Source organism: Pengzhenrongella frigida (assembly GCF_004168625.1).
GTDB lineage: Bacteria > Actinomycetota > Actinomycetes > Actinomycetales > Cellulomonadaceae > Pengzhenrongella > Pengzhenrongella frigida.
In genome coordinates, this window is the sequence record NZ_SDWW01000034.1 from 22,815 (window position 1) to 43,622 (window position 20,808).

19 protein-coding genes are annotated in these 20,808 nt (G+C 72.8%); 11 read left to right on the forward strand and 8 right to left on the reverse strand.

Translation table 11 applies throughout. The features are described 5' to 3' along the window. Positions 1-24: 24 nt before the first annotated feature. From treZ to glgX, 3 genes are read right to left on the reverse strand one after another with little or no spacing between them, the layout of a single operon-like run. Positions 25-1,863, reverse strand: coding sequence for a malto-oligosyltrehalose trehalohydrolase (gene treZ, locus EUA98_RS13675; RefSeq protein WP_130103245.1), 1,839 nt, complete (start codon positions 1,861-1,863; stop codon positions 25-27). Continuing rightward, entirely contained in the window at positions 1,860-4,391 is a 2,532-nt protein-coding gene (gene treY / locus EUA98_RS13680) for a malto-oligosyltrehalose synthase (RefSeq protein ID WP_130103246.1), read from the reverse strand. The genes treZ and treY overlap by 4 nt, the downstream gene beginning before the upstream one ends. Then, positions 4,388-6,733, reverse strand: a complete 2,346-nt coding sequence (gene glgX / locus EUA98_RS13685) for a glycogen debranching protein GlgX (protein ID WP_130103247.1) — start codon at positions 6,731-6,733, stop codon at positions 4,388-4,390. The genes treY and glgX overlap by 4 nt, the downstream gene beginning before the upstream one ends. A gap of 135 nt (positions 6,734-6,868) precedes the next feature. Between glgX and EUA98_RS13690 the strand changes: the two genes are divergently transcribed. Then, the gene (locus tag EUA98_RS13690; RefSeq protein ID WP_434063499.1) at positions 6,869-7,282 is read left to right on the forward strand and encodes a Fur family transcriptional regulator; all 414 of its coding nucleotides are present in this window, start codon (positions 6,869-6,871) and stop codon (positions 7,280-7,282) included. Here EUA98_RS13690 and EUA98_RS13695 read toward each other — a convergent pair. Next, entirely contained in the window at positions 7,279-9,390 is a 2,112-nt protein-coding gene (locus tag EUA98_RS13695) for a thioredoxin domain-containing protein (protein WP_130103249.1), read from the reverse strand. The two genes, EUA98_RS13690 and EUA98_RS13695, sit on opposite strands and share 4 nt — an antisense overlap. A gap of 159 nt (positions 9,391-9,549) precedes the next feature. On the opposite strand from EUA98_RS13695, the gene EUA98_RS13700 reads away from it, so the two are divergent. Continuing rightward, the gene (locus EUA98_RS13700) at positions 9,550-9,777 is read left to right on the forward strand and encodes a hypothetical protein (RefSeq protein WP_130103250.1); all 228 of its coding nucleotides are present in this window, start codon (positions 9,550-9,552) and stop codon (positions 9,775-9,777) included. Beyond that, on the forward strand, positions 9,774-10,094 hold the full coding sequence (locus EUA98_RS13705) for a type II toxin-antitoxin system PemK/MazF family toxin (RefSeq protein WP_130103251.1): 321 nt from the start codon (positions 9,774-9,776) through the stop codon (positions 10,092-10,094). Before EUA98_RS13700 ends, EUA98_RS13705 begins: the two co-directional genes overlap by 4 nt. A gap of 30 nt (positions 10,095-10,124) precedes the next feature. Here the strand turns inward: EUA98_RS13705 and EUA98_RS13710 are convergent, their stop codons facing one another. Next, positions 10,125-10,466 (reverse strand): hypothetical protein, encoded by a 342-nt coding sequence (locus tag EUA98_RS13710; protein WP_130103252.1) that lies wholly within the window; start codon positions 10,464-10,466, stop codon positions 10,125-10,127. A gap of 223 nt (positions 10,467-10,689) precedes the next feature. After that, positions 10,690-11,127 (reverse strand): DUF1801 domain-containing protein, encoded by a 438-nt coding sequence (locus EUA98_RS13715; protein ID WP_130103253.1) that lies wholly within the window; start codon positions 11,125-11,127, stop codon positions 10,690-10,692. Positions 11,128-11,242: 115 nt separating this feature from the next. Between EUA98_RS13715 and EUA98_RS13720 the strand changes: the two genes are divergently transcribed. The 8 genes from EUA98_RS13720 to EUA98_RS13755 all read left to right on the forward strand — a co-directional run bounded on the left by EUA98_RS13720 (position 11,243) and on the right by EUA98_RS13755 (position 19,508). Continuing rightward, positions 11,243-12,055: a serine hydrolase domain-containing protein gene (locus EUA98_RS13720; RefSeq protein ID WP_130103254.1), complete on the forward strand. Its 813-nt coding sequence runs from the start codon at positions 11,243-11,245 to the stop codon at positions 12,053-12,055. Between the two features lie 98 nt (positions 12,056-12,153). Then, positions 12,154-12,864, forward strand: a complete 711-nt coding sequence (locus tag EUA98_RS13725) for a hypothetical protein (protein ID WP_130103255.1) — start codon at positions 12,154-12,156, stop codon at positions 12,862-12,864. Continuing rightward, on the forward strand, positions 12,861-14,159 hold the full coding sequence (locus EUA98_RS13730; RefSeq protein ID WP_165372839.1) for a sensor histidine kinase: 1,299 nt from the start codon (positions 12,861-12,863) through the stop codon (positions 14,157-14,159). The genes EUA98_RS13725 and EUA98_RS13730 overlap by 4 nt, the downstream gene beginning before the upstream one ends. Beyond that, a complete protein-coding gene (locus EUA98_RS13735; protein ID WP_207219094.1) occupies positions 14,156-14,842 on the forward strand; it encodes a response regulator in 687 nt (228 codons plus the stop codon). Before EUA98_RS13730 ends, EUA98_RS13735 begins: the two co-directional genes overlap by 4 nt. Before the next feature lie 113 nt (positions 14,843-14,955). After that, positions 14,956-15,909, forward strand: a complete 954-nt coding sequence (locus tag EUA98_RS13740) for an ABC transporter ATP-binding protein (RefSeq protein ID WP_130103258.1) — start codon at positions 14,956-14,958, stop codon at positions 15,907-15,909. Next, the gene (locus tag EUA98_RS13745; RefSeq protein WP_130103259.1) at positions 15,906-16,787 is read left to right on the forward strand and encodes an ABC transporter permease subunit; all 882 of its coding nucleotides are present in this window, start codon (positions 15,906-15,908) and stop codon (positions 16,785-16,787) included. Before EUA98_RS13740 ends, EUA98_RS13745 begins: the two co-directional genes overlap by 4 nt. A 138-nt stretch (positions 16,788-16,925) precedes the next feature. Then, on the forward strand, positions 16,926-18,137 hold the full coding sequence (locus EUA98_RS13750; RefSeq protein ID WP_130103260.1) for an AI-2E family transporter: 1,212 nt from the start codon (positions 16,926-16,928) through the stop codon (positions 18,135-18,137). Positions 18,138-18,308: 171 nt separating this feature from the next. Next, positions 18,309-19,508, forward strand: a complete 1,200-nt coding sequence (locus EUA98_RS13755) for a TerC family protein (protein ID WP_130103261.1) — start codon at positions 18,309-18,311, stop codon at positions 19,506-19,508. 106 nt (positions 19,509-19,614) lie between these two features. Here the strand turns inward: EUA98_RS13755 and EUA98_RS13760 are convergent, their stop codons facing one another. After that, complete coding sequence (locus EUA98_RS13760) at positions 19,615-20,046, reverse strand: arsenate reductase ArsC (protein WP_130103262.1); 432 nt, start codon at positions 20,044-20,046, stop codon at positions 19,615-19,617. Further along, positions 20,043-20,744, reverse strand: coding sequence for an arsenate reductase/protein-tyrosine-phosphatase family protein (locus tag EUA98_RS13765; protein WP_130103263.1), 702 nt, complete (start codon positions 20,742-20,744; stop codon positions 20,043-20,045). Before EUA98_RS13765 ends, EUA98_RS13760 begins: the two co-directional genes overlap by 4 nt. Positions 20,745-20,808 lie beyond the last annotated feature (64 nt).

Genomic DNA, 20,808 nt, shown 5'->3' on the forward strand with positions numbered 1-20,808 from the left:
CCCCGGGTTGCTCTTTGGTCGAGCCTATTGTTCGGGCGGTCCCTGGTGCCCGACGACGGCGACCGAGCGCCCGGGCAGGACGGCGTCGCCGTTCGCGAGGAACGCCGCACCCCAGTTCGCGAGCACCTGGCCGGTCCCCGACAGCTCGAGCGGGACCCGCCGTTCCTCCGCGGACAGGTTCACCACGACCCGGACGTCGCCGCGGTGCACCACGATCCAGGACGCGTCCGCCGGGGTGGCCCAGCCGGCGGTGGTGTCCCACCGCACGCTCGTCCGGCGGCGGTCGCCGCTGCCGAGGTCGGCCACGGTCCGGCGCAGCGTGATCAGCTCGCGGTACCAGTCGAGCAGGCGGGCGCTCGCGGGCCGGGCCGGCTCGTCCCAGTCCAGCCGGCTGGCCGCGAGGGTCGCCGGGGACTGCGGGTCGGGCACGTCCAGCGTGCCGTCGATCGCGACGCTCGGGTACAGCTCCGCCCAGCCGTGCGTGGCGAACTCGGCGCGGCGCCCGACCCGGACCGCCTCGGCCAGATCGGGGTCGGAGTGGTCGGTGAAGTAGAGCCAGGGCGTGCGGGCGCCCCACTCCTCGCCCATGAAGATCATCGGGGTGTACGGCGAGGTCAGCACGAGGGCGGCCGAGGCGGCGAGCGCACCCGCGTCGAGGTGGTCGGAGGGCCGGTCGCCGAGGGCGCGGTTGCCGACCTGGTCGTGGTCGGAGCCGAACACGACGAACCGGTGCCCGTCCAGGTCCGCGGGCACCGGCGCGCCCCAGGGCTTGCCCCGGAACCCGGACCAGCCGCCGTCGGGCACGAAGACGCGGGTGAGGGCCGCGGTCAGCGCCGCAGGGGTCCCGGTGTCGGCGAAGTAGCCCTGACGCTCGCCGGTGAGCAGCGCGTGGATGGCATGGTGGACGTCGTCGGCCCACTGGGCGGTCATGCCCAGGCCCGAACTGGCGACCGGGGTCACCGTCGCCGGGTCGTTGCGGTCCGACTCCGCGATGAGCGACAGCGGCCGCCCGACGGCGCGCGAGAGCTCGGCGACCTCGTCCGAGAGCTGCGCCAGGAGGTGCCGGGGCGAGTCGTCGACCAGCGCGTGCACGGCGTCCAGCCGCAGCGCGTCGAGATGGAAGTCGCGCAGCCACCGCAGCGCGTTGTCGCAGATCCACCGCCGGACCTCGTCCGCGCCGGGGCCGTCGAGGTTGACCGCGCGACCCCACGGGGTGTGGTGCGTCTCGGTGAAGTACGGGCCGAACGTGTCGAGGTAGTTCCCGGAGGGCCCGAGGTGGTTGTAGACCACGTCCAGGCAGACCGCGAGCCCGCGCACGTGCGCGGCGGCGACGAAGCGCTGCAGCGCGGCCGGACCGCCGTACGGCTCATGCACCGCGTACAGGTCGACGCCGTCGTACCCCCAGCCGTGCGTGCCCTCGAAGGCGGCCAGCGGCATGAGCTCGATCAGGTCGATCCCGAGGGTGGCGAGGTGGTCGAGCCGTTCGATGGCGGCGTCGAGGGTGCCGGCCGGGGTGAACGTCCCGACGTGCAGCTCGTAGATGACCGAGTCGCGGACGTCCCGGCCGGCCCAGACGGTGTCCGGCCAGGCGAAGGCGGCGGTGTCGAAGACCCGGCTGGCCGCGTGCACGCCGGCCGGCTGCCAGGCGGATCGGGGGTCGGGACGCGGCGGGCCGCCGTCGACCGCGAACGCGTAGTCCGTGCCGTGGGCGAGCCCGGGGGCGTCGTCGGGCAGGTGCCACCGGCCGCCGTCGCCGCGCACGAGCGCGACCGGTGCGCTGGTCGGCCCGGACGGGGCCGGGCCCAGGTCGAGGTCGACCGAGACCGCGTCGGGGGCCCAGACGAACGGGCGGAAGGCCGTCACAGTCCGGCTCGCACGAGGAGCGCCACCGGGAGCCGCTCGAGGAGCGGGGCGATGGGTTGCACGCCGCCGGTGACGACGCGGTCCGAGAGCACGTCGACCCAGTCACCCTCCGGCAGTGCGATGGTGTGCCCGGCCCAGCCGCGCAGCCGGTCGAGGCCGACGGCGAGCCGGGTGGCGAGCGTGACGACCTGCGGGGCGCCGTCCACGGTGCGTGCGAACGCGAACGCGTGGCCGGTCGAGGTCGCGAGCGGGGTGTACCCCGCGTGCGTCCCGATGAACGCCTCGGGCAGGTCCCGGCGCAGGCGCAGGGCCCGCGAGGTGACGAGCAGCTTCTCGTCGGCCAGGTCGCGCGGGGTCGTCCCGGTGTCGAGCCGGGCGAGCCGGGCGGCCAGCGCGTCGTGGTCGACCGGGCGACGGTTGTCCGGGTCGACCAGGGTGAGCGTGGGCACCTCCGTGCCCTGGTAGACGTCGGCCACGCCGGGGATGGTCAGCTGCACCAGCTTGGTGCCGAGGGTGGCCACCTGGACCCCGACCGCCGTGCGTGCGACCCAGTCGCCGAACAGCTCGGCCACCTTCGGGTCGGCGAGGGCGCGCGTCGCCACCTCGATCAGCGCCGCCTCGTAGGCCTCGTCGGGCGCGGTCCAGCGGGTCCGGTCCTTGGACTCCCGGGCCGCCTTGATGAGGTACTCGGTGACCCGGCCGGTGGCGATCGGGCCGTCCTCGGACCAGGTGCCCGCGAGGGTCTGCCAGAGCAGGTTCTCGGTCCGCCCGTCGAGCAGGGCGGTGCGGTAGCCCGCGCTCGCGGCCCGCAGGTCGTCGACCAGCACCGCCCACTCGGTGGACAGCTCGGTGAGCACCCCGAGGCGGTTGCGGGTGTCCTCGCCGCGCTTGGTGTCGTGCGTGGACAGCGTGGTCATGCCGACCGGCGTCTGCCACTGGGCGCGCGCGGCCCAGGCGTGCAGCTCCTCGAGCCGGAACGAGAACCGGCTCGGCTCGCCGCCGACCTCGCACAGCCCGACCTCGTGCGTCCAGCGGTAGAACGCGGTGTCCTCGACCCCCTTGGCCATGACGGCCCCGCAGGTCTGCTGGAACCGGACCACGAGCTCGTCCCGGCGGGCACCGCGGGTGCGCCCGGCGCTGCCGGCCTCGCGGCCCATCAGCAGGTCCACGAGCACATCCATGGTGGCGGACCGCTCCGGTGTCAGCCGCGCCCGGGCGATCTCGGCCGCCGCGCCCAGGGCCTCGGCGCTCGCAGGGTGCATCGCCTCGCCGGGCACGACGTAGGCGCGGTACCGGTCGAAGGCGACCAGCAGCTCGATCAGGCAGTCCTGGAGGGCTCGCCAGGTGTGGTCCCGCAGCCGCAGGTCGTCCCGGCAGATGCTGGCGGCGAGCTCGGTGAGCCGGTGGACCTCGGCGTACAGGGCGCCGTCGACGATCTCGCGCTTGGCCTGGTCGATGATGCGGGGCAGATCGGCCGGGCTGTCTCCGGTGATCCGGTGCATGAGGGCGCCCAGGGTCGTGGCGCCGCCCGGGTCCGTGAACGTCGACTGCAGCCGCCACAGGCCTTCGTAGCCGGTGGTGCCGACGGTGACCCAGTCGGCGGGGAGCTCCTCGTCGCCGGCCAGGATCTTCTCGACGGCGACCCAGGCGCCGTCGGTCGCGTCCGCGAGGCGCGAGAGGTATCCGCCCGGGTCGGCCAGGCCGTCGGGGTGGTCGATGCGCAGGCCGTCGATGATGCCGGCGGCAAGGAGCTCGAGGACCAGGGCGTGGGACGCGTCGAAGACCTCGGGGTCCTCCACGCGGATGGCCGCGAGCGTGCCGACGTCGAAGAACCGCCGGTAGTTGAGCTCCTCGTCCGCGACCCGCCAGTAGGCCAGGCGGTAGTGCTGGCGGTCGACGAGCTCGCCCAGCGGGAGGGCGGCCGTGCCGGTCCGGACCGGGAAGACGTGCTCGTGGTAGCGGAGCACGTCGATCTCGCCGGCGTCCTCGTGCCCCGGGATGACCGCGCGGTCCAGGACGAGCTCGCCGGAAGCGAGCACGGCCCCGATCCGGTCGCCCAGGACCGGCATGAGCAGCGCACCCTCGCCCGCCGACCAGTCGACGTCGAACCACGCGGCGTACTCGGACTCGGGACCGTCGCTCAGCACCGACCACAGCGCGCGGTTGTGCCAGACCGGGGTCGGCACGGCCATGTGGTTGGGCACGATGTCGAGGATGAGCCCGAGCCCGCGCCCGTGGGCCGCGGCGGCGAGCCGGTCGAGGGCCGCCCGCCCGCCCAGCAGCGGCGCGATCTCGGTGTGGTCGACGACGTCGTAGCCGTGCGTCGAGCCGGGCGCGGCGGTCAGCACGGGGGAGAGGTAGACGTGCGTGACGCCCAGGTCCGCGAGGTACGGGACGAGCGCGGCGGCGTCGTCCAGGGTGAGGTCGCTGCCGAGCTGCAGCCGGTAGGTCGAGACCGGGACCGGTCGGCCGGGGCCGGGCCGCCGCCGGGCCGAGCCGGCCTGGGTGCCCTCCGGCGCGTCGCTCACGCCACCTCCGTCGGGTCGGTGCCGGCCGCGTCGTCGGCCTTGGGCTTGGCCTTCTTCGTCGCGCGGCGCCGCGGTGCCTTGGCGGCCGTCGTCGGCGGTTCGGTCGGCGGGCTCACGGCGGCGGCCTCGGCCTCGGCTGCTGCCGCGCCCGCCGCTGCGGCACCGGCGCCCGCGGCCTCAGCCAGGGCGGTGGCCTCGGACACGGTGGCCGCCGCCGCCTCGACGCCGGCGGCACCGGCCAGCCGGGTCAGCACCACGGTGCTGCGCGCGGCCACCTGGACCGGTGAGTTCGTGGTGACCGTCTGCCCGTTCTCCAGGCTGTGGCCACTGTCCAGGACACAGGTCCAGGTGGCGCCGAAGGAGGGCGGCGGCACGACGAACGTCAGCTCCCGGTCGCTCGCGTTGAACATGACCAGGAAGCTGTCGTCGACGATCTCCTCGCCCCGCAGGTCGGGCTCGCTGATCGCGTCGCCGTTGAGGAAGACCATGACGGCGCGGGCGTGGAACAGCTGCCAGGCCTCCTGCTGCATGGGCTCGCCCGAGGGCTCGAGCCAGGCGATGTCGCGCAGGTCGGACTCGTCGTGCCGATCGGGCTGGCCGGCGAAGAACCGGCGGCGGCGGAGCACCGGGTGGTCCCGGCGCAGGTGGACCACGCGGCGGGTGAAGTCGAGGAGCTCCTGCTGGGCGGGGCTGAGGTCCCAGTGCACCCAGGAGAGCTCGTTGTCCTGGGCGTACACGTTGTTGTTGCCCTGCTGGGTGCGGCCGAGCTCGTCGCCGTGGGCGAGCATCGGCACGCCCTGGGAGAGCAGCAGCGTGGTGAGGAAGTTGCGCTGCTGGCGGGCGCGCAGCGCGTTGATCGTGGGGTCGTCGGTGGGGCCCTCGGCGCCGCAGTTCCAGGAGCGGTTGTGGCTCTCGCCGTCGGCCCCGCCCTCCCCGTTGGCGTCGTTGTGCTTCTCGTTGTACGACACCTGGTCGGCGAGCGTGAACCCGTCGTGCGCGGTGATGAAGTTGACCGACGCGATGGGCTTGCGGCCGGTGTGCTCGTACAGGTCGGACGAGCCGGTGACCCGGCTGGCGAACTTGCCCAGCGTGGACGGCTCGCCACGCCAGAAGTCCCGGACGGTGTCGCGGTAGTCGCCGTTCCACTCGCTCCACAGGGGCGGGAAGCCGCCGACCTGGTAGCCGCCGTCGCCCAGGTCCCACGGCTCCGCGATCAGCTTGACCTGGCTGATGACCGGGTCCTGCTGGACCATGTCGAAGAACGCCGAGAGCCGGTCGACCTCGTGGAACTGGCGGGCCAGCGTCGAGGCGAGGTCGAACCGGAAGCCGTCCACGTGCATCTCGGTGACCCAGTACCGCAGCGAGTCCATGATCAGCTGGAGCACGTGCGGGTGGCGCATCAGCAGCGAGTTGCCGGTGCCGGTGGTGTCGAAGTAGTGGGCCTTGTCGGTGTCGACGAGCCGGTAGTACGCGGCGTTGTCGATGCCACGCATCGACAGCGTCGGGCCGAGGTGGTTGCCCTCGGCGGTGTGGTTGTAGACCACATCGAGGATGACCTCGATGTTCGCCTCGTGCAGGGTCTTGACCATCGACTTGAACTCCTGCACCTGCTGGCCGGGCTGCGCGGACGCGGCGAAGCCGTTGTGCGGGGCGAAGAACCCGATCGTGTTGTAGCCCCAGTAGTTCGACAGGCCCTTGTCGACGAGGTGCGGGTCGTTGACGAACTGGTGCACGGGCATGAGCTCGATCGCGGTGATCCCGAGCTTGGTGAGGTGCTCGATGATCGCCGGGTGGGCCATGCCGGCGTAGGTGCCGCGCAGCCGTTCGGGGACGTCGGGGTGCAGCTGGGTCAGGCCCTTGACGTGAGCCTCGTAGATGACGCTCACGTGGTAGTCGTGCTGCGGCGGGTGGTCGTAGCCCCAGTCGAAGTAGGGGTTGACCACGACCGACGTCATGGTGTGCCCGGCGGAGTCGTCGTCGTTGCGCTCGTCCGGGGCGTCGAACCGGTAGGAGAACAGCGACTCGTCGCCGTCGATCTGACCGTCGATCGCCTTCGCGTACGGGTCGAGCAGGAGCTTGTTCGGGTTGCAGCGGTTCCCGTTGGGCAGGTCGTACGGGCCCCAGACGCGGTAGCCGTAGCGCTGACCGGGGGCCAGCTCGGGCAGGTAGCAGTGCCACACGAACGCGTCGACCTCGCGCAGCTCGATGCGGGTCTCGGCACCGTCCTCGGCGATCAGGCAGAGCTCGACCTTGTCGGCCGCCTCGGAGAAGAGGGCGAAGTTCGTGCCCGCGCCGTCGTACGTCGCGCCGAGCGGGTAAGGGTGTCCAGGCCAGATCTGCATGGGCACACAATGCCAGGCGCGGGGCTGGGATGCGGTGCGCGGTGCCCGACCGGCCTCGGTCCCGAGCGCGGGAGCTAGCATGTCAACCCGACAGATCCACCGATGCAGTGGCGAACGGATGAGGGAGCTGGGGTCGTGGCGGTGCAGCAGCGGAACACGCGTCAGCGCGCCGCGATCATCGAGCTCCTCGATGACGTCGAGGAGTTCCGCAGCGCGCAGCAGCTGCACGACCTGCTGACCGCGAAGGGCTCGACGGTCGGGCTCGCGACCGTCTACCGCGCGATGCAGGCGCTCAGCGAGACCGGCGACGTCGACGTCCTGCGCTCGGGCGAGGGCGAGGCGCTCTACCGCCGCTGCGACAAGCGCGCCCATCACCATCACCTGGTCTGCCGCTCGTGCGGCACGGCGGTCGAGATCGACGGGCCGAGCGTGGAGGCCTGGGCGACGAAGGTCGGCGCTGCGCACGGGTTCACCGAGATCGAGCACACCATGGAGCTGTTCGGGCTGTGCGCGGCCTGCCGGGCCCGGATCGCGGCCGAGAACAGCTAGCTCGCGTCACCCTCGCCCGCGTCACCCTCGCCCACGCGCGCGCCGAGGCTCCGGGCGAGCACGTCGGCCGCCGTGATCGGCAGACCGCACACACCGTCGCGACAGACGTAGGCCGCCGGTCGGCCCGCCACCAGCGGTCGGTCGACCAGGATCGCGGGGAGCGGGGCGCTGTCGTCGGGGTCGCCGACGGCGACGACCGCCCCGGGCGCCGTGCCTCGCAGCGCCGAGCGGTGCAGCGCCCGGGTCGCCTCGTGGGTCCAGGGGCCGACGACGGCGATCGTGCGCGGCCCGTCCGCGATCGCCTCGGCGATCGCGAGCCCCCAACCGGCCGCGCGCGGGTACTGCTCGGCCAGGCCGAGGATCTCGGTGAGCGCCTGCTCGGCGGCGATCCGGTGCGGGGTCGATCCCGTCAGCGCGGCCGAGGTCACCAGGGCGCCGGCCGCCGCGGCCGCACCCGACGGGGCCGGGCCGTCCGCCGGATCGCGCGGTCGGCGGATCCGCGCCAGCACCGGGTCGGTCTCGTCGGCCGCGGTGTCGAAGAACCCGCGGTCCTCGTCCCGGAACTCGGTGAGCACGGTGTCGAGCAGCTCGCCGGCAAGGGTGCGCCACCGGTCGTCCGACGTGACGGCCGCCAGGGCGAGCAGGCCCTCGGCCACGTCGGCGTAGTCCTCCAGCACCGCGGCCGACGTGCCCGCGCGACCGGCCCGGGAGGTGCGGACCAGCCGCGGCCGGGCAGACCCCGGCCGCGGGCCGGGCGCGGCGGGTCGCAGGTGCACCCGCACGAGCAGCTCCGCGGCCGTCGTCGCCGCCGCGACCCACTCGGGCCGGTCCAGGAGGGCGCCGGCCTCGGCCAGCGCCGCGATCACCAGGCCGTTCCACCCCGCCACGACCTTGTCGTCACGCGCGGGCCGCACCCGCCGGTCGCGGGCGGTGCTCAGGCGCTCGCGGACGGACCCGTACCGCCCGCCGTCGACGGGGTCCGGATCGGACAGCAGCTGCAGCACCGACGAGCCCCGCTCGAACGTGCCGACCGGCGTGACCGACCACAGCCCCGCGGCCCACGGGCCGTCGTCGGGCCCGAGGATCTCCCGGAGCTGGGCCGGGGTCCACACGTAGTAGGTCCCCTCGTGGCCCTCGCTGTCGGCGTCCAGCGAGGACGCGAAACCTCCCTCGGGGGTGCCGAGGTCGCGGATCAGCCACCCGGCCGTCTCCTCGACCACGCGCCGGGCCAGCGGCGAGCCGGTCGCCCGCCACCAGTGCGCGTAGACGCGTAGCAGCAGCGCGTTGTCGTACAACATCTTCTCGAAGTGCGGCACGACCCACCGCTCGTCGACCGAGTAGCGCGCGAACCCGCCACCGAGCTGGTCGTAGATCCCCCCGCGGGCCATCGCCTCGAGCGTGTGCTCCGCCATCGCGAGCGGGCGGGCATCCCCGGTCCGTGCCGCGCGGCGCAGCAGCCACTCGAGCACCATCGACGGCGGGAACTTCGGCGCCCGGCCGAACCCCCCGTGCGCGGGATCGAACTGGCGCGCGAGGAGGCTCAGCGCCGCGCCCAGCTGGAGCTCGAGCTCCGTGGGAGCCGGGAAGCCGCCCGCCGGCCCGGCGACGGGACGCTCCGCGAGCACGGCGCGCAGCTCGTCGGAGCTGTCCACGAGCTCGTCCCGCCGACCGTGCCACGCAGCGGTGATCGCCTCGAGGACCTGCCGGAACGACGCCTGCCCGCTCATCGGTTCGGCCGGGAAGTACGTCCCGCAGAAGAACGGCTCGCCGGTCGGCAGGGCGAACACGGTCATCGGCCACCCGCCTGACCCGGTCATGGCCTGCGTCGCGGCGAGGTAGACCGCATCGACGTCGGGGCGTTCCTCGCGGTCGACCTTGACGTTGACGAAGTGGCTGTTGAGGTACGCGGCGGTCGCGTCGTCCTCGAACGACTCGTGCGCCATCACATGGCACCAGTGGCACGCGGCGTAGCCGACGGAGATCATCAGCGGTCGGTCCAGCCGTCGCGCCTCGGCGAACGCGTCGTCGCCCCACTCGAACCAGTCGACCGGGTTGTGAGCGTGCTGGAGCAGGTACGGACTCGTGGACGCGGCCAGGCGGTTCGCCATCACGTTGCCTTTCGATCACTGGGTTGAGTGACGCGGTCTGTCCGGTTGGGGCCTTGAACAGCGTAGGCGGCGGCTCGCACGGGCCTGCTCAGCACAGGGCATCCGAGTCTTCGGCGGGCTGCCCCGGCGGATCGTGTAGACGTGAAGTAGATTGCCTGCATGAGTGAAACGACCACGGTCCGTGTCCGCACCTCGACCCGTGACGAGCTCAATGCGCTCAGCGCTGAGCGGCGCGAGAGCGTTGACGACCTCGTCCGCGAGGGCATTGCCCTGATCCGCAGGGAAACCTGGCGCCGGCAGGCCGAGATCGACGCACGCCGGGCGGCTGCCGACCCCGCGGATCGGGCGGAGGTCGCCTCGTTGCTGCGCGACCTCACCGGCGAATGAGAGGCGACGTCTTCGTCCTGAAGGCAGCCTCAACCAAGGGGCACGAACAGCGCGGACCGCGGTTCGCCGTCGTCGTGCAGTCGTCCAGGCTCGAACACTTGAGCACCTGGCTGGTCGTGCCCACCAGCACCCGTGCGCAGCGGTACATCTTCAGGCCGGCGGTGACCATCCCGCACCATGGCGAGACGGTGGCCGTCTGCGACGCGATGACGGCAGTGGATCCGCAGGCGCGACTGGGGGAGTACGTCGGCTACCTGCCGCTGGACCAGATGCAGCAGATCGACAGGGCCGTGCTCGCGCTCCTCGACCTGGACTGACGCCTGTGAGCCCGCTGGACCAGACGCGGGCTAGACCAGCGCGCCGACGGGGGAGGCCAACGCCACGAACGGCGAGCCGGCGAGGACGGTCGCGTCGGGGCACTCCTGCCAGCGGCTCTGCGACAGGATCGCGAGGGTGAGCAGGCCGAGCGGGATGTTGGTCGACACGGACACGCCCACCCACAGGGACCCGGTGAGCACCGCGTAGGTCATCCAGATCAATCCGCTCAGCACCAGCAGCAGCTGGCCCAGGCGCGAGATCCCCGCGAGCTGCGCGGGGTCGTTCCGAAACTTCCACACCCGGGCGGCCTGCGGCCACCACAGGATCAGCGACATCATCGACGCCGCACATCCGAGAATCTCCGTGCCCACGACGTGCTTCTCCACATCTCGCTCGCCTCGCCGGGCGTCGGCGCGAGTCGGCGCCCGGCGGGCTCTCAGGCCGTCGTGCGCACCCGCCGGCGGGTCATCCGGGGCTTCACTGAACGGGACCACGAGCGTGCTCCCGCTGACCTACATCGGCTCGGGCAGGGCGTACTTGAGCGCCCGCCGCGACGGAGTTTGATCGGACCGCTCGCCGTCGTCGGTCGGCCGGTCACTCGCGTGATCGAGGCGGCCGCGCGGGCTTGGCGGTGGCCCGGCTGGACGCCAGGATCTCGTCGGGGTTCGCCTTGTAGGCGGCGTACTTCGTGACGGCCTCATCGACGTACGCACCGACCGCGACCGGGTCGACGTCGTCGTCGAAGCCCAGGTCCCAGGTCTTGAGCACGGAGCTGCCCGCGCGCAGCACGGCACGGGGATCGTCGAGCAGCACGCCGTACAGGAACCGCAGGCCGACGCCCTTGCCGGTCACGTCGAGGGCGCAGACCCAGGTGCGCCAGTCGCCGTGCAGGGAGTACATCAGCATCTTGTACTTGAGCGCGGCCTCGAGCTCCGGGTGCGTGGTCCGGATCACGTCGTCGAGCGCGGTGACGACGGGCACGGCCCGGGCGTCGACCCCGGCCAGGTAGGTCTGCAGCACCGCGTCGCTCATGGTTGGTCCCTTCGGTCGTGGCCGGTGACTCGTCCCGGCATCGGGGGCATTCCACGGTATCGGTGCGGACGGACCGTGGCGCGGGCACCCGCCGCCGCCCGCCTATCGTCAGGGCATGGAGAGCGTTCGCACGATCGAGCAGTGGCCCGTCGACCATGCCGCGGCGGTCGTCGTGGCCGCCGACGGGTCGGTCCTGGGTGCGCACGGTGACCTGGACCGGGTCTTCGCGCTCGCGTCGGTGACGAAGCTGCTCACGGCCGTCGCCGTGCTCGTCGCGGTCGAGGAGGGGGCCCTCGCGCTGGCGGACGAGGCCGGGCCGCCGGGCGCGACGGTGCGGCACCTGCTGGCGCACGCGTCCGGTCTCGACTTCGCCCAGCGGACGGTCCGGGCGGCGCCCGGCGCGCGGCGGATCTACTCCAACGCCGGGTTCGAGGTGCTGGCCGAGACCGTCGAGCAGAGGTCCGGGATCCGCTTCGTCGACTACGTGCGCGAGGCGGTGCTGGCCCCGCTCGGGATGACGACGACGACATTGGGGTCACCTGCGGCCGGCGCGGCCTCGACCGCGGCCGACCTCGTGCGGTTCGTCGCCGAGCTGCAGCGCCCCACGCTGCTCGACCCGAGCACGATCGCCACCGCGACCGACGTCGCGTTCCCCGGGTTGTCCGGCGTGCTGCCCGGGTTCGGCCGGCAGGCCCCGAACGACTGGGGGCTGGGCTTCGAGATCCGCGGCGGCAAGCAGCCGCACTGGACCGGCTCCCTGAGCTCGCCGCGCACGTTCGGGCACTTCGGTCAGGCCGGGACGTTCGCGTGGGTGGACCCGGCGGCCGGGGTGGGCTGCATCGCGCTCGCGGATCGCGACTTCGGTCCGTGGGCCGCGCAGGCCTGGCCGGTGTTCACCGACGCGGTGCTCGCCGAGCTGCACAGCTGACCGGTCCGGTGGCGCGGGCCGCGTACCGCGACCGCGGTACCGCCTCTACTCGCCTGGGGCGACGACACCCGCCGTCGGGCACTGCGAGAATCGGTGCCATGGTGATCGTGACCCCGCAGCCCCTGGACGCCGACGCTCGGACCCGCCTCGTCGAAAGGCCGGTCCGCACCGACGCACCGGATCGACCCGGCGACCCCGGTTCGGTCGGCGCCCCCGGGCTGGTCACGATCCGCAAGGCGGGTGTGTCCGACATCCCGGCGATCGCGCGGATCACCCAGGAGGGTCCGCCGCCCGAGGACATCGAGCCCGAGATGATGTCGCGGGCCACGCGGGTGCTGCTGACGCTGGTCGCTCTCGAGCACGGGGCGCTGTGGGTCGAGCAGGCGGCCGACGGGTCGATCCTGCGTGCGGTCACCGCCATCCCGGCGTCGCAGCTGCCGCCGCGGCCGGCCGTCATGCGCGACCTGGCCCACGAGCTCGGGATGCTCACGCCGCCGCACCGCGGTGCTGCCGAGCTGGGCAAGGAGCTGCTCGCCGCGCTGACCGCCATCGCGCCGGGTTGGGTGCTGATCGAGATCTCCCGGGCCATCCCGAGCCGGACCGCCGACCCTGCGCTGCTCGGGGCCGCGCTCGCCTGGACCCGCGCGCAGCCGGTCCCCGGCCCCGCCCCGGTCATGGTGCTGGCTGACTCGTTCCTCGAGCGCGAGGCCGCGGTCGCGCTCGGGTTCGTCGAGCACCGGACCTGGGGGCACGGGTGGCCGTGGTGGCTCGGCGTCGCGCCGCCGATGACGCCTGCCCCGCCCGCGTGACCGCCTCGTCGCGGCGTCGGCCCTGGAAGGTGGACGACGACGGCGGGGTCGCGGTGCTGCCCTGGTTCGTCGGCCCCGACGGTCCGGGACGGGGTCGGCTCGTCGCCAACGTCGCGCTCAGCGCCGCCGTCCCCGTCCTGGCGCTCATCGACGTCGCGCAGAAGGAGCTCCCGGTGGGCGCGGCGGCGGGCGTCGTCGGGCTGTCGCTGATCGTCGGTGCGGCCGTCTACGTCCGGACCCGCTGGCCCGTCGCGCTGCTCGCTCTGGCGCTGGGCGCGGTGATCGTCACCGTGCTCGCCGACGTGCTCAGCCCACCGCTGGTCGCCGCGAGCGGGATCGCCGTCTTCACGGTGGCGTGCGTGCGCCCGCGCCGGGTGTCCGCGCCGTCCGCCCTCGTGGCGGCGCTCGTGCTGTTCGGGGCCGCCGGTGCGCGGACTCCCGGGCCGATGACCGAACCCCGGATGCTCATCGTGCTCGTGTGGACGGCGCTCGCGTTCGCGCTCGGGGTGGCCGTGCGCACCCAGCTCGCCTACGTCGACGCGCTCGCCGAACGCGCCCGGCGCGCGGAGGACACCCGCGAGCAGGAGGCGCGCGCCCGGATCGCGGAGGAGCGCCTGCGGATCGCGCGGGAGCTGCACGACGTCGTCGCGCACCACATCGCGGTGATCAACGTCCACGCGGGCCTGGCTCGCCGCGCCGCGGGGCGCGACGCCGCCGTCGTCGACACCTCGCTCGCCCACGTGCAGACCGCGGCGAGCACCGTGCTGGCCGAGCTCGGGGCGGTGCTGCAGGTGCTGCGCTCGAACGACCCGCTCGAGCCGGGCACCGAACCGGCGCCGGGGCTCGACCGCCTCGACGCCCTGCTGGCGACGTTCGCGGCGACCGGCTTCACGGTGCGCACCCGGGCGACCGGACGACCGCAGCCCCTGGACGGCGCGTGCGACCTCGCCGCCTTCCGGATCGTCCAGGAGTCGCTGACCAATGCGTCGAAGCACGGCGCGGGCGCCCGCGCCGACCTCAGCCTCACCTACGGGGCCGACGCGCTCACCCTCGCGGTGGGCAACCCGGTCGCGTCCGCGTCCGCACCCGCGCCGGGGACCCTGGTGGCACCGGGGCACGGGCTGATCGGCATGCGCGAGCGTGCCGCGTCATGCGGCGGCTCGCTGTCCGCCGCACCGGACGGCCACGGTGCGTTCCGGATGACGGCCGTCATCCCGTACCGCCCGACCGCCGCCGTTCCGACCGCTGCCGCTCCGACCGGCGCCGTACCTCCCGCTGCCGTCGGTGCGCCGTGATCCGGATCGTGATCGCGGACGACCAGCCCCTGATCCGGGCGGGCCTGCGGGGCATCCTCGAGCTCGAGAGCGACTTCGAGGTGGTCGGGGAGGCAGCGACGGGCCGGCAGGCGGTGCAGGTGGCGGGCGACCGGGCGGTCGACGTCGTCCTGATGGACATCCGCATGCCCGAGATGGACGGCATCGAGGCGACCGCCACGATCTGCGCCGACCCCCGGCTGGCCGGGGTCCGGGTGCTCGTGCTGACCACGTTCGAGAGCGACGAGCACGTCCTCGACGCGCTGCGGGCCGGGGCGAGCGGCTTCATGGGGAAGGGCGCCGAACCGCAGGGCTTCGTCGATGCCATCCGCGTGGTCGCTCGCGGGGATGCACTGCTCTCCCCGGTCGCGACCCGGTCGCTGATCGAGCGCGTCCTGGGGCTTCCGGGCGCCGCGCCGATCGCGGGCGCGAGCCGGGACCCCGATCGACCGGAGGTGGACCTGGCCGCGCTGACCGATCGTGAGCGCGAGATCCTGGCCCTGGTCGGCGAGGGGCGGTCGAACGATGGCATCGCCGACCACCTCGTCATCTCCGTCCACACGGTCAAGACCCACGTCAACCACGCGATGACCAAGCTCGACGCGCACGACCGCGCCCAGCTCGTGGTCCTCGCCTACGAGAGCGGCCTACTGCGGCGGCGGTAGCGCTCCCGCGGCGAAGACGGCGAAGACACTGCAGCGGGGCGATGCCGTGACCGGGCCGCGGCGCGCAGGCTGGATCCCATGAGGAACCTCCTGCACATCGCGGTGACGGCACGATGATCGTCGTCGAGCACGTCACGAAGAACTACGGCAAGAAGACCGCCGTCAACGACCTGAGCTTCACCGTCAGGCCTGGCGTGGTCACCGGCTTCCTCGGTCCCAACGGGGCCGGCAAGTCGACCACGATGCGCATGATCGTCGGGCTGGACCGGCCCGACACGGGCTCCGTGACCGTGGGCGGGAAGCCCTACCGCGACCACGTCGCCCCGCTGCACGAGGTCGGCGCCCTGCTCGAGGCCCGCGCCATCCACCCCGGGCGCTCCGCGTACAACCACCTGCTCGCCCTGGCGACCACGACCGGGATCCCGCGCCGGCGGATCACCGAGGTGCTCGACCTGGTGGGCCTGTCGACCGTCGGCCGCAAGCGTGCGGGGGCGTTCTCGCTCGGGATGGGCCAGCGGCTGGGCATCGCGGCGGCCCTGCTCGGGGACCCCGACGTCGTGATCCTGGACGAGCCGGTCAACGGGCTCGACCCCGAGGGGATCGTGTGGATCCGCAACCTGCTCAAGTCCCTCGCGGACGAGGGCCGCACGGTGTTCGTCTCGTCCCACCTGATCTCCGAGATCGCCCTGGTCGCCGAGCACCTCATCGTGGTCGGCCGGGGTGAGCTGATCGCCGACACCTCGGTGAGCGAGATGCAGCGCGCGGCGTCGGGCGTCGTGGTGCGGGTGCGCTCGCCGCGGGCGAGCGAGCTGGCGCGCCTCCTGCTCGACGACGGCGTCACGGTCGAGAGCTCCGGGGGGCCGAGCGAGCTGCGGGTCACGGGGCTCGAGGCCGCCGTCATCGGTGATCGTGCGCTCGCGGCCGGGCTACCCGTCCACGCGCTGATCCCGACGGAGGTCTCGCTCGAGCAGGCGTTCATGCAGCTCACGCACGACTCGGTCGAGTACGAGCCCACCGCACCCGCCCCCGAACCCGCCGGCACCCGACAGGAAGTGACGTCACGATGACCGCCACCGTTGTGCAGCCCCCGACCGTCCCGGCGCCCGTGTCGGCGCCCGCGACCGGCCTCCGGAGTCGCGCCGACACCGGCCGGCTCAAGGTGACCCTGCCGCGGGTGGTCGGGGCGGAGTGGTTCAAGTTCGCCAGCCTGCGCTCGTCGTGGATCACGATCGCGGTCGCACTCGCGGTCATCATCGGGTTCGGCGCGCTCGCGGCGGCGGTCGCGGCCGGCGACATCGAGCCCGCCCGCGGGGGTGGCCCGGGTGAAGGCGCCCTCGGGCTCGACCCGACCAGCCTCAGCCTTGCCGGGGCCGGGCTGGCGCAGATCATCCTCGGGATCCTCGGGGTCCTGGCGATCTCGGGGGAGTACTCGAGCGGCATGATCCGCGCCACGTTGGCGGCGGTTCCCCGCCGGGTCCCGGTGCTGACGGCCAAGGCGATCGTGATCGCGGTCGTCGCCATCGTGGTGGCCGTGCCCGGGACCTATGCCGCGTTCTTCGTCGGCCAGGCCATCTTCGGCGACGGCGCCAACGCCTCGCTGTCCGACGCCGGCGTGGGCCAGGCGGTGCTGGGCACGGGGGTCTACCTCGCGGCCATCGCCGTGCTCGGGCTCGCGCTCGGCGCGCTCCTGCGGCACGCCGCGGGTGCCATCGGGGCGCTGTTCACGCTGCTGCTCCTGGCCCCGAACCTCCTGCCGCTCCTGCTCCCCGACAGCTGGGCCGAGGCGCTCGTGCCGTACCTGCCCTCGAACGCGGGCGCGGCGTTCACCTCGGTGGCCCCGGCCGACGGTCTGCTCTCCGCGGGCGCCGGGATGGCCGTGCTCGCGGGCTGGATCGTCGTCCTGCTGGCCACCGCCGCGGTCCTGCTCCGGCGTCGCGACGCCTGACCCGCGAGCCTGACCGCACGCTGGCCCGACGCGGGCCAGGACCCGCCCGGCGCGAACTCCGGGCGGGTCGTCAGGGTGGCGTGGTCGGAGAATCGGGTGCGATGCGAGAGCATCATGGGCGAAACCCAGGAGGCACCCATGCGCGCCAGCGCACGAACCCGTCCCGAGAGCGTCCGAACCGTCCGCATCATGCTCGATCCCGGCAACGTGTGGCGCATCGGCTTCGTCGTGCTCGGGGTCGTCCTCGTGGCCCTGACGGTCCGATTCATCCTCGTGGGCGGCAGCACGCTGCTGTTCACCGTGCTGATGGCCTGGTTCGCGTCGCTCGCCATGGACCCGCTGGTGAGCTGGTTGGCGCGCCGGATGCGCCGGGGCGCCGCGACGGCGATCGTGATGCTCGGGATCGTCGTGTTCCTGGTCATCTTCGTGGCGCTGTTCGGTCAGCTCTTCGTCGAGCAGGTCGGCCAGCTCGTCGAGGCCATGCCGAACCTGATCGAGGGCACGGTCGACTGGGTCAACCGCACGCTGGGGACCGAGTACGAGCTGGCGGAGATCCTCGCCAACCTCAACCTGACGCCGGAGAAGGCCGCCGGCTATGCCGCGACGCTCGCCGGCGGGGTGCTCGCGATCCTCGGGTCCGTGGCCGGCGCGGTCGCGAGCCTGTTCATGTTCGTGCTGTTCGCGTTCTACCTGTCCGCGGACGGTCCGCGGCTGCGGCTGTGGATCGCCTCGCTCTTCCCGCAGCGGATCCAGGAGCTCACGGTCGCCGTCTGGGACACCACCGCGGAGAAGACGGGTCGGTACGTCAGCGTGCGCGTGCTGCTCGCGGTCATCAACGGCACCACCAGCGGCATCTTCTTCCTGATCATCGGGCTGCCGTCGTGGTTGGCGCTGGGCATCTGGACCGGGCTCGTCGCCCAGTTCGTGCCCGCGATCGGCACCTACATCTCCATCACCCTGCCCGTGATCGTCGGGCTGTTGAGCCCGAACCCCTGGCTCGGGGTCATCGTGCTCGGCTGGGCGATCGCCTACCAGCAGGTCGAGAACCTCACGATCGAGCCGCGGTTGAGCGCACGGGCCGTGAACGTGCACCCGGCGGTGAGCTTTGCCTCGGCGATCCTGGGCCTGGCGCTGTTCGGGATCGCCGGCGCGCTGCTCGCGATCCCGGTGGTGGCGATGCTGCTCACCCTGCTGGACATCTACCGCACGCGGTACGAGCTGCTCCCCGGGTTGAGCGACTCCGCCCAGGACGGGCGCTCGCCGCGCCCTGAGCCGGACGAGGCGCGCGGGTCGGACGTGACGGGCCCGGACGCGACCGGTCCGGACGCAGCGGGTCCCGGCACGGACTGAAGCGCCGAGGGTCGAAACCCTTGCTAACCTGACGCCACGCATAGGGGAGTATCCACTTCGCTGCAGACGTCAACACGCCGGGCTTCGATGCCCGGCCGGGTGCAGCGGTCAGCCGATTCGATGGGCTGACGGAGAGACCTATGGCGCCCACCCATCGAAAGCGAAACCTCTGTGGACGTCTCTGGCCTGGTCTGGACCCTGACGATCGTCGGCATCATCGGCCTGTTGCTGTTCGACTTCTTCTTCCACGTGCGCAAGGCGCACAGCCCGACGCTGAAGGAGGCCGGCCTCTGGTCGGCCCTGTACATCGGGATCGCCCTCGTGTTCGGGGTCGGCGTCTGGGTGTTCGGCGGTACCACCATGGGCACCGAGTACTTCGCCGGGTACGTGACGGAGAAGGCCCTGTCGGTCGACAACCTCTTCGTGTTCCTCATCATCATGTCCAGCTTCCGGGTCCCGCGGCAGGACCAGCAGAAGGTGCTGCTGTTCGGCATCGTCTTCTCGCTCATCGCGCGGAGCGGGTTCATCCTGCTCGGTGCGGCGCTGATCAACTCGTTCGCCTGGGTGTTCTACATCTTCGGGCTGATCCTGCTGGTCACGGCCGGCAACCTCCTGCGGCCCGAGAGCGAGGACAGCCACACCGCGGACAACCTGGTGATCCGCCTCGCCCGGAAGGTCTTCCGCACCTCCGAGCGGTTCGACGGCGACAAGCTGTTCACCCTGGAGAACGGCAAGCGGGTGATGACGCCGATGCTGCTCGTGATGGTCGCCATCGGCGGGACCGACATCCTGTTCGCGCTCGACTCCATCCCCGCGATCTTCGGGCTCACGCAGAACGTGTTCATCGTGTTCACCGCGACGGCGTTCTCGCTGCTGGGGCTGCGCCAGCTGTACTTCCTCATCGACGGGCTGCTCGACCGCCTCATCTACCTGTCCTACGGTCTGGCGGCCATCCTCGGCTTCATCGGCGTCAAGCTCGTGCTGCACGCCCTGCACGAGAACAACCTGCCGTTCATCAACGACGGTCAGCCGGTCCCGGTCATCGAGATCAGCACGAGCGTGTCGCTGTCGGTGATCATCGGGGTGCTCGTGGTGACCGTCATCGGCTCCCTGGTGAGCCCCCGGGGCAAGGCGCAGGCCGCGATCTCGGGCGCGCGTCGGCACGCGACGGAGTACCTCGACCTCGACTACGAGGCCGATCCCGCCCAGCGGGAGAAGATCTACGCGCGGCTGCTCGTGGACGAGGCCGCTACGAACGGTCTGCCCGCGAAGTACCGCGCCGAGATCAAGGATCCCGAGGAGCTCGCGGACCAGCTCCGTCTCGCCCACGAGGGGCACGACGCGTACCTGACCCGGTCGACCCAGCCCTGAGCCGGCGAGGAGCGGGCGCCGGATGGCGCCCGCTCCTCGCTCGGCTCGCGCTTCCCTCGCCCGTTCGCGCCGGCGGACGTCGTCGGGCCGGTAGCGCGACGCGACGTCAGGCGGGCAGCGCGACCGGCTCGACGCCCAGCTCGTCGAGCAGCGTGAGCACGCGGGCGCGGATCTCGTCGCGGATCGGGCGGACGGACTCGATGCCCTGGCCGGCCGGGTCGTCGAGCTTCCAGTCCTCGTAGCGCTTGCCGGGGAAGATCGGGCACACGTCGCCGCAGCCCATGGTGATCACGACGTCCGACGCCTTGACCGCCTCGGTGGTGAGGACCTTGGGGTGCTCGGTGCGCAGGTCGATGCCGACCTCGAGCATCGCAGCCACGGCGGCCGGGTTGATCTGGTCGGCGGGCATCGAGCCGGCCGAGCGGACCTCGACGGCACCGCCGGACAGGGCGGCGAGGAACCCGGCGGCCATCTGCGAGCGGCCGGCGTTGTGGACGCAGACGAACAGGGCGCTGGGGCGGGCGGGGGACTCGGTCACGGGGTGCTCCTGTGGTGGTCGGCGGGTGCGGGGGTCGTGAGGCGGAGGGCGAGATCGTCGACCCGGCGCGTGAGCTGGTCGAATGCCTGGTCGAACGCTTCGTCGCTGCCGACCCGGACCGGATCGGGGATCGACCAGTGCAGTCGGCCGGTCGCGCCGAGCTCCTCGTGGGCGGCGTCGCACACGGTCACGAGGAAGTCGTCGGTGCGGGCGACGTCGGGCAACGCGCGCGGGACGCTTCGACCCAGCGAGAGCCCGTGCCGCTGGGCGGCAGCGAGCGCGCCCGGGTGCACCTGGGGGGCGGGGTGGGTGCCGGCCGAGGCCACCGGGACCCCGCTGCGGCGGCTCCACAGTGCGACGGCGAGCTGCGACCGGGCGGAGTTGTGGGTGCACACGAACACGACCCGGGGGGCCGCCAACGACTCCGGCACCAGCTGGTCCAGCGCGGCGGGGACCAGGCGCAGGTAGGTGCGGCGGCGGTCGCCCTCCGATCGCATCCGGGTCACCAGGCCGACGCGCTGCAGGACCGCCAGGTGGTGCGCGAGCAGGTTCGACGGCAGGTTGACGACCGACTGCAGCTCCGACGGCGACGCGTCGCCCAGGCGCAGGGCCTCCACCACGGCAAGGCGTGCGGGGTCGCCCAGGGCGGCGTGGATGCCGGCGCGCGTGATGAGCGCTGCCGACTGATCAGTTCTCATTGAGTCAATATTCGTTGCCGGTGCCGCCCGCTGTCAAGCTGACCGGCTTGACCGGGCCTGACCG

Excerpts from the sequence above, each read along its gene's own strand:
- EUA98_RS13725 (WP_130103255.1), top strand. The coding sequence starts at position 12,154 with ATGGTGATCGTGACCCCGCAGCCCCTGGACGCCGACGCTCGGACCCGC.
- EUA98_RS13745 (WP_130103259.1), top strand. The coding sequence starts at position 15,906 with ATGACCGCCACCGTTGTGCAGCCCCCGACCGTCCCGGCGCCCGTGTCG.
- glgX (WP_130103247.1), bottom strand. The coding sequence starts at position 6,733 with ATGCAGATCTGGCCTGGACACCCTTACCCGCTCGGCGCGACGTACGAC.
- EUA98_RS13720 (WP_130103254.1), top strand. The coding sequence starts at position 11,243 with ATGGAGAGCGTTCGCACGATCGAGCAGTGGCCCGTCGACCATGCCGCG.
- EUA98_RS13750 (WP_130103260.1), top strand. The coding sequence starts at position 16,926 with ATGCGCGCCAGCGCACGAACCCGTCCCGAGAGCGTCCGAACCGTCCGC.
- EUA98_RS13765 (WP_130103263.1), bottom strand. The coding sequence starts at position 20,744 with ATGAGAACTGATCAGTCGGCAGCGCTCATCACGCGCGCCGGCATCCAC.
- EUA98_RS13695 (WP_130103249.1), bottom strand. The coding sequence starts at position 9,390 with ATGGCGAACCGCCTGGCCGCGTCCACGAGTCCGTACCTGCTCCAGCAC.
- EUA98_RS13715 (WP_130103253.1), bottom strand. The coding sequence starts at position 11,127 with ATGAGCGACGCGGTGCTGCAGACCTACCTGGCCGGGGTCGACGCCCGG.
- EUA98_RS13705 (WP_130103251.1), top strand. The coding sequence starts at position 9,774 with ATGAGAGGCGACGTCTTCGTCCTGAAGGCAGCCTCAACCAAGGGGCAC.
- EUA98_RS13740 (WP_130103258.1), top strand. The coding sequence starts at position 14,956 with ATGATCGTCGTCGAGCACGTCACGAAGAACTACGGCAAGAAGACCGCC.
- EUA98_RS13700 (WP_130103250.1), top strand. The coding sequence starts at position 9,550 with ATGAGTGAAACGACCACGGTCCGTGTCCGCACCTCGACCCGTGACGAG.